The 13,469-nt window shown below is 52.0% G+C and carries 11 protein-coding genes; 1 reads left to right on the forward strand and 10 read right to left on the reverse strand.

Features of this window, described 5'->3' with window-relative positions:
* Window positions 1–63: 63 nt before the first annotated feature.
* The 10 genes from ACSPJT_RS15390 to ACSPJT_RS15435 all read right to left on the reverse strand — a co-directional run bounded on the left by ACSPJT_RS15390 (window position 64) and on the right by ACSPJT_RS15435 (window position 10,712).
* Window positions 64–2,874 (reverse strand): DUF2339 domain-containing protein, encoded by a 2,811-nt coding sequence (locus tag ACSPJT_RS15390; protein ID WP_435893449.1) that lies wholly within the window; start codon window positions 2,872–2,874, stop codon window positions 64–66.
* A gap of 88 nt (window positions 2,875–2,962) precedes the next feature.
* Complete coding sequence (locus ACSPJT_RS15395; RefSeq protein ID WP_435893450.1) at window positions 2,963–3,325, reverse strand: STAS/SEC14 domain-containing protein; 363 nt, start codon at window positions 3,323–3,325, stop codon at window positions 2,963–2,965.
* Window positions 3,326–3,419: 94 nt separating this feature from the next.
* Window positions 3,420–4,616 (reverse strand): winged helix-turn-helix domain-containing protein, encoded by a 1,197-nt coding sequence (locus ACSPJT_RS15400; protein ID WP_435893451.1) that lies wholly within the window; start codon window positions 4,614–4,616, stop codon window positions 3,420–3,422.
* 60 nt (window positions 4,617–4,676) lie between these two features.
* Window positions 4,677–5,972: a sialate O-acetylesterase gene (locus tag ACSPJT_RS15405; protein ID WP_435893452.1), complete on the reverse strand. Its 1,296-nt coding sequence runs from the start codon at window positions 5,970–5,972 to the stop codon at window positions 4,677–4,679.
* Between the two features lie 106 nt (window positions 5,973–6,078).
* A complete protein-coding gene (locus ACSPJT_RS15410; RefSeq protein WP_435893453.1) occupies window positions 6,079–7,221 on the reverse strand; it encodes a hypothetical protein in 1,143 nt (380 codons plus the stop codon).
* Window positions 7,222–7,306: 85 nt separating this feature from the next.
* The gene (locus ACSPJT_RS15415; protein WP_435893454.1) at window positions 7,307–7,879 is read right to left on the reverse strand and encodes a hypothetical protein; all 573 of its coding nucleotides are present in this window, start codon (window positions 7,877–7,879) and stop codon (window positions 7,307–7,309) included.
* Window positions 7,880–7,938: 59 nt separating this feature from the next.
* Window positions 7,939–8,400, reverse strand: coding sequence for a cupin domain-containing protein (locus tag ACSPJT_RS15420; protein WP_435893455.1), 462 nt, complete (start codon window positions 8,398–8,400; stop codon window positions 7,939–7,941).
* A 626-nt stretch (window positions 8,401–9,026) separates the two neighbouring features.
* Window positions 9,027–9,890 (reverse strand): toll/interleukin-1 receptor domain-containing protein, encoded by an 864-nt coding sequence (locus ACSPJT_RS15425; protein WP_435893456.1) that lies wholly within the window; start codon window positions 9,888–9,890, stop codon window positions 9,027–9,029.
* A gap of 142 nt (window positions 9,891–10,032) precedes the next feature.
* Window positions 10,033–10,395 carry a hypothetical protein gene (locus ACSPJT_RS15430; RefSeq protein WP_435893457.1) on the reverse strand — a complete coding sequence of 121 codons (363 nt, stop codon included), beginning with the start codon at window positions 10,393–10,395 and terminating at the stop codon, window positions 10,033–10,035.
* 20 nt (window positions 10,396–10,415) lie between these two features.
* Window positions 10,416–10,712, reverse strand: coding sequence for a hypothetical protein (locus tag ACSPJT_RS15435; RefSeq protein WP_435893458.1), 297 nt, complete (start codon window positions 10,710–10,712; stop codon window positions 10,416–10,418).
* Window positions 10,713–11,543: 831 nt separating this feature from the next.
* Between ACSPJT_RS15435 and ACSPJT_RS15440 the strand changes: the two genes are divergently transcribed.
* Window positions 11,544–13,448: an FG-GAP repeat domain-containing protein gene (locus ACSPJT_RS15440; protein ID WP_435893459.1), complete on the forward strand. Its 1,905-nt coding sequence runs from the start codon at window positions 11,544–11,546 to the stop codon at window positions 13,446–13,448.
* The last annotated feature ends 21 nt before the right edge of the window (window positions 13,449–13,469 follow it).

Raw genomic sequence — 13,469 nt, forward strand, 5'->3', positions numbered from 1 at the left:
CGCGGTGTTTAGGAGCTAGCAGCCGCAAGGTCAATGTTATTCCCCTTAGCGAAATCCGGCGGATCAGAGGAACTTCCGGATCGTTTCTTGGAAGCGGTTGTAGAGGAAACCCAGCGCCAGCAGCACCAGGCCAAGGGTGATGAAGCTGAGGATTCGACCGGGGGTTTCCAGCTTCATCACATCGATAAACACAACGTGTAAAACGGCCGCCGCCAGCCAGAACAGGCCGATGAGTCGGTAGGGACGACAGCGCAATGCCAGGCCAGCAGTGAACAGCAGAGCGGCCAGTAAGGCCCAGCAGATCGCCAGACCGGAGCCGCGGAAGCTTTCCAGCACATGCATCGAGGAGGTCAGAAACAGACATGCCAAGCTGCTGCCAATCAGGAAAAATCGACACATTTTCCAATTTTCCAAGTCTTTCGTCTCACGCCATAACAGCGCGTGGGCACCCAGCGTGGCTAAGATCGGAATATAGCGCAGCCAGTCTTGGTCGCCGTGCATCACCGAGGCACTCAGACAGGCGATGATGAGAGGAAATACCCCACCAACCATCGCCATGCCGTGATCCTTGCGGTGGTAAGCCCATGCGATCAGCCCGAGTCCCAGTGCTGTCATGGTGAGGTCGGGGCGGTCAAATTCTTGGAAAGCATGCATGCCCACGGTTCCCACCAACCCCAGCGATAGCGCCCCGCGCAGTTTTAGTTTGTCCATTTGATGCCACAACACATCCGTCAGCGTCAGATGCACCAGCAGCATCACCGAAGGCATCCAGCCGAGTGCCGGTTCACGGGTGCCGTAGAAAGCCAGCGCGGCAAAGGCGGCAGCATGGAAAAACAAGGCCGGCACCGTGATGCTAAGTCGTCGGGTGTATTCTCCGGCCGCATGGCCGACCAGAGCCAGAACTCCGCCCAGAACCAACCACGACTTCGGCGATTCCAAATGATGTCCGAAGGCGACCGCCACCATAATCCAGAGTGCCAGGCTAAAGCATGACTCCAGCGCGGTGTTTGGCGGTGACTCAGCCCGGTGCGGTCCAGCCAGTAGTTTGTCCCACGCTTCTGAAATCCGGGGGCTCAGATACCAGAACACAGCGGCTCCTAGGATCGGAAACAAGGCGGCACCCGCGCTGATTCTCCCATGTCCAATGACATACCAGATGATGCCTGCCATGGCGGGAATCAACGATGTCAGTGAGACGTCCGCCATCCAGCGTGGTTTTTTAGCCAAGAGGTAAACGAGGAGCAGAGACGTGGTGGTGATCCAAAGCCCATTGACACCAGCAGCCGTCGACCATTGATTGAATACTCCATAGCCAAGAACGATCCAGGTGACCAAAGCGGACAAAACAGGCACCAGCTTGGCTGAGTCATTGTCGCCACCCCAGACCAGCACAGCACGCCGCACATCAAAATGCATCAACGCTGTAAATCCGGCACAGACCAGAGCCAGAGCCGCATGACTAGGCCAGGCTGCCAGCACTCCACCATTCGCCACAGGCGATGCGGTGATCAAGGCACAGACAAAAATCCCAACCGCTACCCAGCGCAGTAATTTACTCATCGAGCTCCGCGCCCGTGCCATCAATATGCAGGCTTCCACCGCTAGCAGCAGGAATCGGGTATAGCCTGTCGCTTCTAACAAGACTCCAAAGCTAGCCACCAAGATCCCCTGATAGGCAAACACAGGAACCAGCGAGTGATGCCAGAATTTCCCTCGGTGAGCCACCGCTGCCAACCCCAGCCAGAGCAATCCCATGCCAATACTGATCCACCCGGTCTGCGCATGCGGAGTGAATTGCGGGATGAGAAACACGGTCAGTTGCCACGCCGCGATGTTGTTCACGGCACAGAAAATACGTTGGATTTTTCCCGGCATCTCCTTCGCCTGTGGCATCGCCAAGGCCACGGTGAATAACAGCCAGTAACATGCCAGATAGGTGAGCCTCACCGACTCACTAGCCACCTGCGGATAGACGCCACCCAGCCAGAAAGCATGCGAGACATAGGCGGCTAACATCGTACCGAGACCGATCATCACCCACTTGAAGCGCATCATCAGCCAGATGCCGGCCGAGGAAAGTAGTAGCGCCGAGAACAACGAGAGCCAACCGGCAGGGTTCACCACCGTGCCGTAGAACGCCAGACCTATCGCCATCACCGCCACCACGCGAGATTGTTTCCACACCGCATAAGCCAGCATCGCACCGGCCCACAAGGTCAGCAGCAGTCCTGCGAAAACTGGACTGTCTATCAGCTTCAGCGAGGGTGTGAAATGCGCCGCATAGATGGTGTAATAGCCTGCCGCCAAGCCACCCGATGCCAGCACCCGGCCATATTGGACAAACTTCTCATGCCGTTTCTCCAGCCACATCCCCAGCCCTGTTAGGGTGAGGGAGATGGCCATGAAGAATGTTACCTTGGCACCAGCGCCAGCATTGAACAGCCAGTTTTTATAAGCGTAGGTGCTCAGGAAAATGAGACCCGTTAGTAACAGCAGCACTCCAATGCGCACCAGCCACACCCGACCAAAATTAATCTCCCACTCACCAGGGTTGAATGCAGGCTTATCGGAGGTTTTGTTAGGGGCGACTTTAGGGGGCTGCGTTTCTGTCGATTTCGGAGCACGCTTACGCGGGGGAGTCTCGGGCGTGACCTTGCTCATGATCGCCGGAGCCACTTTTTCAGGAAGCGGTGGAGGTGTGGTCTTTTCCGTTTCGGTCACGCGAGCTTCAGATCCCTTAGCTGCCAATCGAGAGACCCAGCGGATGTCGGCATCCAGCGCCCGGTTTTCATCGTTTAGCCGATTCAGCTTTTCCTGCAAATCGGCCTGCTTTTGTGCCAAGGCCGCAAGTTGCTCGCGTAGATCCTGCTCCATGCAGGCAGCCTAGCATATTTGCCGCTGAGCAAACATTGATTCTCGCGTAACATCCATTGACTGAGTCAATGTTTCCGTCTCGCCGCCATTAGCTATCCAGCCAAGCCAGCGCAGAGCCGTAGTGATCATACCCAAAGGTTTTAATCTGCGCCTCGATAAAATGTTTGGCCAATCTTGGAGCGATGGTCGCAAGTTTGCTGTCCGAGACCAGAGCGACCTTGCCGATTTTCTGATGGTGGTCTTTGACGAATTTGATGTGCTCCAGCAAGCCGTCGAAGTCTTCCCAGCCGGGAAATGTTTTGGTGTAAATCAACAAACCGTTCAGCGATTGATGGGTCGCCAACCAAGCATCCACATCCGCCGTCAATTGCACGAAGTCCGTCTCGGTCAATGGACCGTTAGGAATCACAACAACAACGGCCTCATCAGTTAGTATCTTGTGGGTGATCATGGAATTTTGAAAATCAGCTGAGGTACAAAATATGATAAAAAATACCTGAACGCAATCTATTCATACGCGGAACATGCCAGCATGAGTTGCTCCATCAATTCATCTCATCGATCACAGCCTGCAACTTAGCTTTGAGCTTCATGGGAGAAGTTCTGTGTAACCGGATCCGGTTGCAGCCATTGAACTTCAGGAAGGATGTCAATTCTCTACCCAATGCGGTGAACAGCGCATCGGTATTCCGGACTGTGGGCTCCAGCGCGAGGTGATGAATGTGCAGCAGTGACTTTTTTCTGTCGGCCTTACAGTCCATCCGGGCAACCAGCTTGCCGTCCCAGAGAATGGGGAGCGAGAAATAGCCATACTGGCGATTGGGTTCGGGCACGTAGCACTCGATCAGATAGTCGAATCCAAACAAGGCCTTCATGCGCTTGCGCTGAATCACCAGATTATCAAATGGCGAGAGAATCTTCAGTTTGCTGCGACCCAATGGTTTGCTGAGAAGTTCCAGTGAGTCTGATAAGGCATAGTAAAGTGTGCCGTCCACTCGGACCCGCAGCAACTCGCCATTCGACACCATTTCCTTCAACGCCGCAGATACCAGAGGCCTTGTGTTTTTCCGTAAATAACAGATCTCGGCAGCCTGGGCTAATCCGTTGGCGCGTAGATAGTGTGTGATCAGGAACCGTGCGTATTCCTCTGGAGAGGGCATGGAAGTATCGATGCCCTCTGGCAATACTCGCTCAGTGAGGTCGTAAACTTTGTGAAAATTGTCCCGACGCGGAATCATCAGATCGCCCTGCATGAAGAGGTATTCCAAGGCGCGTTTGGCAGGCTTGCTTTGCCACTCACGCATCTTTTTTCCAGTGTGCTCAAAATCCTTAGCCATCAACGGGCCTTCGCTGGAAATACGATCTAACACCAGTTTCATCATCGGCTCATCGCGATCATACCAGTGGTCCTGATGGCCGCATGCGAGAGCGTGTTTACGAGGCAGGCTGAAACGGAAATCACACATCGGCAAATAGGCTGCGGCATGAGACCAGTATTCGAAAACGTGTTTGTCGGACAGCAGTTGGTCGAGTTGCGTGGCTTGGTATCGCGGATTCCGATTCCACAAGGTGTGGTGATGCGCGCGTTGGACGACGGAGATGGTATCGATCTGTATATACCCCAGATGCTCGATCACCGCTCGCGTAGCCGCAGTGGCGTCACCAGCCTGGCGAACTGGCGGAACCTTCTGCGATAACAGCACCAGTTTCCTAGCTTGTGGAATAGAGAGGGATTCGGTCATTTGCAAATGGACTCAATCCAATGACGTCATGACGAAAGCTAACAGAAATAGATGGCGGGGCTATTCATCTTCCATCTCTAACAATGCCTCGGCAAATGCCTTGCCTGCTTGCGCATGAAACTTGGCCGAGCCGAAGTAGTGAATGAAGCCGCCGATCGATGTGGCTCGTTGCCAGAGGGCGATCTCTTCCGGGGTGCAGATTTTTTCTCGATATTTCTTCAGATACTCTTTCCTGTCTTCCGGCGTCATTGATCCGTCGGCGTTCGGCCCATCAGGATGTTTCTTGGCCAACTTGGCGCCCATGGCTTTGACCTTGAGTTGTTTTGCATCGATGAATCCGAGTGCGTCCTCGTAGAACGGTGCCGTCTGCACTGCTACGACGCTTCCCTCGAACTCCTTCATTTCCGCGGGTGCCGCCATCGCCTTGCGGAAAAGTTTCATACGTTCGGTGTTTCCTTTGGGTGCCGTGTAGGCTCCCGGCGTGTAATCGCCGTAAACCCCGATCACGCCAATAACGAACGGTAGTTTAGGGCTCTCCAAGTCTTTGCGAACATCACGGATAAACTGCGCCAGCAATTTGCTGTAGAGGTCATATCTCTTGTCCCCGAAGCTATCCGGATAGGTCATCTTGTCACTGAAGTCATTCCATCCCTGAAACCAGACAAAGCCGGAAAGTTCGTATCCAGCATCCGCATCGTAGTCCGGGTAAACTCGCTTGATGTCGCCCAAGACTTTCTTCACATGTTCCATCATGTAGCGGTAATTGCGACCGGTCGCCTCCTTGTTCCGCTGCTTCACCTTTTCGAGTGCCCCCTTTTTGCTCAAGGCTTCTTTCTGATAGGTGTTCATCTCGTATGGGCCGGCACCAGGGGAGCGATAGTCCACGCTCAGGTTCTGACCACCCCAAGCGGTTTTGATGATCAGGATCGGCCCATCATAGGACTCTTCCATGGTGATGCCGAAGAGATACTCTGGCCCGATGAATTCGTCCGGCTGTGTGGCATCTTTTCTTCGGACGCCATAGCCAGCTGTTAGTTTGCCGAATCCCTCACCGCCGTATTGATTCATCTTTCCATTTAACGATGAAATCCAGACTCGCTCGCATACTTTCGGTTTTCCATCAGGCCCACGCATCTTCTTGAGCATTGGGGCTGTTAGGGGATCGTCAGCAAGATGATCGAAGGTATCGATGCCACCCGTGCCAACCATATTCGACTGGCCGGCCATGATGTAAATTTTCAGCGGCTTCTTCTGCGCCACCGCCGGACTGATGCAACAAAGCATCGCGACCAAGCAGATTTTAAGTTGAGCCACGCGTCTCACCACCTCTTTCCATCCGTCATTTTGTACCATCATTCTGGTGCCACCATAGACTTCTACAGCCGACTGTAAAACCATTCATGATGATTTAAACTTTGGGCACCTGAAGCCTGTCACCCGCTACCGAGAGAGCCTCTTTGATTCATTTTTTAGGTTTGTCGCCACCCTTTGAACCCGACTCGGAACGGGTAGCGGGTCGACCCGCACCCTCTAGTTCGGCATCGGGTTGGAAGAGTTTAGCCCATGCCGCGAGCTTCTCCACGCCCTGCGCTTCGTATCCTCCAAAGCGGGTCCCGCTCCATAGTTCAAGAGACTGGGCGCCGAATTGACTAGCGGCACGAATCGATTCGTCCCATCTGAGACCGTTGGGTGAATGGGTCTGAAAAGTGATGGCTGCTCGACTCCGCTGCATTTCACGGTAGAGATATTTGATATGGTCAGCCGGAGGGGCTTGAAACGCGTGGTTTCCGAAAATTGTCCGATCTCCAAATTCCTTTGCCCAATGCTTCATGAGCCTGATTAGGAAATCGGGATCTTGTTTTGTCCTGCCTGAATCGATGCGGCGGTAGGGATTGCAGATACATTCAACGAGGGTCGTTCCCCAACCCGCGTAATCATCGACCGACTGCAACAGGGTATCTTGGAATGCCTGGTCTGAAAATCCCGCCTTTAGCATGTTTGTCACCGCTTCGGGCTTGCCTGAGAGTAATGTCACTTCGTCCGTGATCGTGGATCCAGAGGTGTTAGATATCTCCCTGATCAACGGCTCTTTGTCATACTTGACTGACAGACGCGTGAGAAAATCCCTCCATGCCTTGCGGTATGGCAGGCTCCAGAATCGACCGCAGGTCACCGGTCTGTCTTTATGAAAAACCGTGACAGGCTCGCCTCCAAGATGTTTCGCCCATACCGGTGCGGTTACCCCCGGCCAGACTCTTAGGCGAATACCCAGATGATGATCAGGGTGTTTGGTGTTATAGGCACGAATCGCCGATAATGCTTCATCCAAAACCCTCGTATCAAGCACCCCTGGTTTTGGTTCTAATTGGCTCCATGCAACGTTGACAACAATTCCGCTGAACACGCAGGGAAAACGGCTCAAAAGCTCAAGATCAGCCTTTGGGTTCGCCTCGCCGTGATCTTCTCGGTGGAAAGCAATGTTCCCCATTGCGATCAACCCACGAATTGGCTCCTTGAGAAGTGCCTCTTTGTCTGGACTGGCGCCTAACATTGGCGGTGCCATTAGTAAACCAGCTACAAGTAAAACTATCAGTCGATTAGTCATTGTCCAAATGTTCATAGCCGAACGTCATAAGCCACCCATCCACTATCGGGGGCACGCTTCGACTTCGGGTTAGGGGGTGGAATGATCATTCAGATTTCGTCTCGGAGCGGGTAGTGGGTTTTCCAGCGTTACTTTGTTCTTCTTGGTTGTGCTGGCGTGATGACAGTGCCTTGACGAGCTGGTCTTCGGTGAAAACCGTGGGCATGGGAAACCACTCCTTCCGGTGAGGGTCGTAAATCACTGTGAGCGGCAATGCTGTGCGGTCGAACTTGGCTAGCTCAGTCTTCACCGATTCAGGATTCTCGGATAGATCGCGAATTAAGCACAAGCCGCCCCACCGATGTAGCTCGTTTGTAACCTTCTCACTGAATAGTTTATGCCACTGCTGCTTGCTGGATAAGGTCCAAGTAGCGCCATAAGCGACAATGATCGGCCGATCGGGAGACGCAGCGAGGTAATGGTCGATGCTGTGCTCCATCAGTTGCCAAGGCCCCGGTAGTGCCGTGCCGTCTGAGAGTCGCTTGCCCTTGGTGTCAGTCTCACTGGAAACCTCTTTGCATTGCTGCTCAGCCGGTGGCGCAGGATCTGAACACATCTTAGGAATGCCGCCAGATCCGACGGCGAGCGTCATCATTACTGCGATTTTGCATGCACTCATTGTTTAAAGTTACAGGAATTGCGCGCCGGTAAAAAGCCCGAATCTGATCAGACGGCTTGCTAGGCGTGGCTGTCTCCGTCTTTTTGTCCCGATTGGCTCTCCTCGGATTTCATCTTTGATTCGGCTGAAATGCGAACGCTCGATTGATCCCACTTGTCGGCGAGATCGTATTGTATCCACTCCTGGCTGAGGTGGATGTCCAGAGAAACAAGCCGTCCTGGACCAAGATTTTGGTAGCCATGCGGAATGTTCGCTGGTCCTAATATGACATCACCCGCTTCAGCATCTATCGTCTTATCTCCGACCGTAAAACGGGCCCTGCCTTCAGTGATTGTAAATATCTCGTCATACGGGTGAACGTGGAGCGGTGGTCCTTCGCCCACCTTGTCAGTGCCGTAATTGTTAAGAGTGATGTCAGTTTGCAAATCCTTTCCTTCGAGAAGGGCCCGTATCTCCCTGCCAGTATTATTCCATTCACTCGCGGTTACTTTCGCGGGTTTAGTTTTAGATTCTATTGGCATAGATTTGGTGTCTTGTGGAAAGAGTAGGTTTACTGCTTGCGCACACAGCTGGGAGCGCGGTTTATTACACAATATTAAAGGTGGCACGGTTACCGAAAATTTCAACAGCGGAGCGGCAGCGTGCTCATCTTCCAAGCCTTGCTCTCCGTTTTACTTTCAAAACGGGGTTGAGCATAGCCTGACCGAGCAATCGGAATGAGAATCAGCTTAGTCATATCACCGCTAGAACTTCGCATGAATGAAAGGAACCATTGCGTGTCAGCTGGCAACAATCAAGATTCAGACAGCGACCAAACATCTACCATTCCGTTCGCAACAGCACAGGGGCCGCCAGAGACCATCATTATTGCTTCCTGAGGCGTTTCGGCTTCGAACACTGCGAAGACTGCTACCGCAAGTTTAGATCTCAAATAGGCCCCAAGTAGTGTTTTCACACCCCGTGCCTGATGGTTCTGAGCAATATGTATGGGGTTATGTAAAGTTTCTTGCCGAACGTCCGAGCGCTGGCACCCGCTACCGGGAGCGCCGCGTCTCAACAGGGTTAAGTGTTCGAGTAAAGAGGGTCATGTCAACTCGCGGCGGGGTAGCGGGTTGCTCAGCCGCGTCTTGTTCGCCTTGGTGTTGTGTTAGGGGTCGGGAGGGCGGACTCGCGTTCGAACGACATCGAGAATCTTCTCGATCTCTGAATGGCCGCGCACAATGGTCGCTCGACCGGTCTCGTCGCCGAGGCGTCTACAATTGAAAACCAGTTCGCATTCGAATCCTCTATTTGAGTCCCGAACGAGCCACTGTTGTGTGACCGGATCTGGACTCTCTAAAACCACCGCCCAATCTTCGTCGGCCGCGTGCCTACAAGCCCATTCAACCAAAGTCATCTCCCCAAATGCATCATTTCCGGTGGCATGATATCGCATCCATTCCGCTGAGGCGGCCTCGTTGAAGCGGAATTCGACATCCGAGAAAATCGAAATCGGCATCTTGCTTGAGTGCTGAAAAAGAAGGAAGCGCAGCGTCAGGCGGCTATCCTTAACAATCGTCTCATATGAAAAGTCATTGGTAAAATCGTCGGAACCCGCTTCGATCCGCCCTGCGTTAGGCACCCCATACTTCTCAATGGCCGGCATCAAATCGGAAATCCCCTTATCGAAACTCTCCCTAAAGTCCGCGTATTTCTTGTCTTTCAGAAAATAGGGTATCTCGCAATCCCTGAGCAGAACCGGAACTACGACTACTCTTCCTTCGTCAAGTTCCCGCGTCATCGCCGAAGACACCTCCTTCTTGCACCAGAACGACTCGACTGATTCGGGGGAGAGAATCGCAACGACCACAGATGCGTTGGAGAACGCCTCCTGTAGTTTGTCGTAAATCGATTCCCCAGCAACGATCTCACACTGATCGATCCAAACCTGCCCGCCGCGCAAGAAAATCTGCTGAGTCAGCTCGAGGGCAAACTCGGAATCCGAATGGGAGTAACTGATTGCAACTGACATTTTTTCTTAGGCGAACGTCCAAGGACACCCACCCCATACCGGGGGCGACCTTGGACGGAGAGTTTAACGGTTGTAATTGTGGGAAAATTCGACTGCGCGACGGGTATGGGGTTGGGTGCTCCGCCTTGTTCGGCATCGTATGTTAGCATTTGCCGTAGCAGTGGCAACGTGTTCCACCGCAAACCTGACCAGCTTTCTTGCCACAATAGCATGCGAATACCCTGTAGTCCACTGAATCTGACTTCTCATAGTAACTCAACAACTCCTGAACACCTGCGACTTTTGACTCTTTATTCTCATTGATTACATTATAAACATATTTTCCGAAATCCGTTAGAGGGTAGCCTTCATCAAGATCATTCAAGATCTTGAATACCTCGAAGTTACTATCGACACCATGATGGCTTCGAAGCCATGCCATATCGATTGTAAGTGATAAAGTCGGTGCTACTCCTTCAGACTGAGCAGTCTGATCTGTTGTCATTTCTTCTATTATGTAGTTCATATTTGTATATTGTGGTTTAATTAGAGAGAATTACAGTGTCTGCCTTGTTCCCATGACCATTCTACTCTCAGCTCAGCAGGAATTCTCATAAATGTTTTGTATACGGCGAGCTCAGAAACGTAACCTATTGTTTGCACAGTTACGCCTCCATATTGACGTATCGAAATTCTGCCGCAACCAAGATAAGCACAGCCAATTGCTTCAGAAGATGTCAAGGATGAGTATTTTTTTCGTAAATTCTCAGAATGCGTTTTCAACCAATCTAGAACATCATCTAGAGGAGCATCATCTAAATTATGTGTTTCGTTTTCGTTCATGGTTCACGATTCTAGCCGAACAGTGTTATTAGTAAACTCGGGTAGTAGGAACTTTCAGATGCTTAACTGTGTAGATGAGTTAAGTGCAGAGTTGGTACCCGTTTTTGTATAAGGACTCTAGTCTGTTAGCTATAGGCACGGCAAGAGGAATAATAGATAGTATTGCATGATTGTATGATCACCTGAACTAACCGGAGGTGTTATGACAGTGTGATTTATAGTCATAGGTGATTAATGTATAGTTAGTCCTAAGGGATGCCTTTTTGCTTGAAAAGTAGTTCCTATGAACAGTAATAATGCGAATTATGACAAGAGGTAATACGGTAAAAATTAATCAGGTGGATACGTCGGGTGACTCGGTTTCAAAGTCAGGGAGCTGGCGTGAGGATCTATTAGCCTCTAGGGATTTGAACGATCGTGAAAAACAGGGGTTCGGCTTTTTATTGTCTTGGTTCGAAACTTGGCGTGTTTCGAGGCGTTTGCCTGCGGATGTGAAGTCTGCGCGTCAGTTCTGGAAAAGCGAAGTTATTGTGAAGGACCGTAAACAATGGCAGCTTGAGCAATGGGCGGAATCTATTCGGTGGTATTTGCGGTGGTTGGACAGATGTGCCAGGGACGGGCGATAAACGGTGATTATGGCAGCTGTGGTTCCGGAGGGCTGCCAGGAGCAGAAACGCGACCAAAAAACAGCAAGGCGAATGACATCGGTCGTCGCCTGATAGCTTGCCATGTTTGATGATTGATTTAACAGAGCTGGCTGACATTATAGGGAGGCATATTGATGGCCAAACCATACCAATTGCTTCCACGTAAAATTTCAGAATGTCATCCGTGAAATCCAGACTCATCATATGTGTTTTTCTTGGACTAGGTATCATAGCGATCCTCGTTTTTTGGCAAATGAGGCAGCGGAATGTCACAGCACCACAGCAGGCAGAATCCTCGGTAGAGCATCTTGTGGCAGGTGAGGAATGGATCACGGTAGTCAATACCGAACTGAACAGGAGGATGGCGGGAGTGACATCCCTGCCGTTAGAAAATCCTTCCCAGCAATTTTCCTTTGGCGAGCACTGGCGTGGCGAGAGTGGCGCACTCAAGGATGTTTCGAAATCTGATCTGCCGTGCGGCGTCACCGAGCTTGTCTATCAGTTCGGAAATCCGGAAAACGCGGATGAGAAGAGGGACCGTGACGGCGCTCTGTGGGCTTTTTTAGATGAAGTGCGTCTGCTGCCCGGAAGGGCAAAGTTTGCCTTTCTGAAAGGGGAATTCAAAGATGTCGCACGTCGCCAATTCTCTGGTACTGTGATCTTTTTTGCTGAAGGAGCAGGGGCGGATGGCTCGTTGCAGTCCATCGAAACGGTTCAAGAAGTGGTCTTTGATTTGGTTGGCGATAGCGCCCCTCCCTCCGCAGCCAACCACTACAGCGTGTCAGCGGCAGATTGGAAAATTTCCAGTTGGTCTACCGTTTCCGCTACGGTCACGTGTGCAAAACAGCGCATGTTTAGCGAAGTGACCGATTCCATCATGGCAGGCGGTCATGAACGACAGTTGGCAAGAGAGTCGCGCCACGTCGATATGTTAGAAGCCTTGTTCAAAGGTGGACAAATCCCGTTGCGCAAAGGTCAGGGGAAATACTTCACCACGGACGATACTGGGCAGCACCCCGGACTCTCCGTGGTGGACATCGATGGCGACGGGGTGGATGAGCTTTACGTATCGGTGCGCTGGGGTAAAAACCTGCTGTTCAAAGACCGTGGCGATGGTCGATTCGAAGAGGTGGCTGCCCAGTATGGTCTGGATATCGAAGGACTGACCAGCTCCGCCATCTTTGCTGATTTTGATAATGATGGCGATCAAGATGTGCTGTTAGGGCGCACGCTTGAGCGAAGCATGTATCTGCTTAATGAGGGTGGCAAATTCGTCGATCGCACGGCATCGCACATCGCCGGGCAGTTGCCTTTTCTCACCACTTCGGTATCGGCTGCGGATTATAATGGTGACGGGCTGCTTGATCTTTACTTATCGACGTATGGATTTGCCCAACGTCAGGGCAGGGAAGGCGTGGCTCGTGATTTTCTAACGGAATTCCCAGAGGAGGAAGTGATACGCAGATTTGTTTCTCCTGAAAATGCCGAACCCTACCTGAATCTCCCCGGTCCACCGAATGTGCTGTTAGTCAATGTGGGTGATGGAAAATTCGAACGGTCTCCATTTTCCGATCAAGTGGCCACGTGGCATGAGACGCTGCAGGCGACGTGGGCGGACTATGATCAAGATGGCGATCCGGATCTCTACGTCTGCAATGACTTCGCCCCCGATCAGCTATACAGGAATGACGGCGCGAAAGGCTTTGTGGATGTTACATCTACCACCGGGCAGGAGCGCATGATGGGCTTTGGCATGGGGGCGTCTTTCGGAGATTACGATAACGACCAGGATCTCGATCTCTATGTTTCTAACATGTATAGCAAGGCAGGTCTGCGCATCACCAACCAGTCCGGCACCCAAGACGAGCGCTTCCGTTGGGCGGCTGAAGGAAACCTGCTCTTTGATTTTCATGGCGGAAAGTTCGTCTACGTTTCTGGAAAAGAATCGCCCAAGCACGCGGTAGCCAAGGCGGATTGGTCATGGGGAGGTCAGTTCCTGGACATCAACAACAACGGCTTCCTCGATCTCTACGTTCCCAATGGATATTTCACTGCACCAGAGGCCTATGCCGGGGATGAGGATTTGTGAAGTTGCTACTGGCGTGCGGTC

Origin of the sequence: Oceaniferula spumae (genome assembly GCF_042849255.1) — a bacterium.
Taxonomy (GTDB): Bacteria; Verrucomicrobiota; Verrucomicrobiia; order Verrucomicrobiales; family Akkermansiaceae; genus Oceaniferula; species Oceaniferula spumae.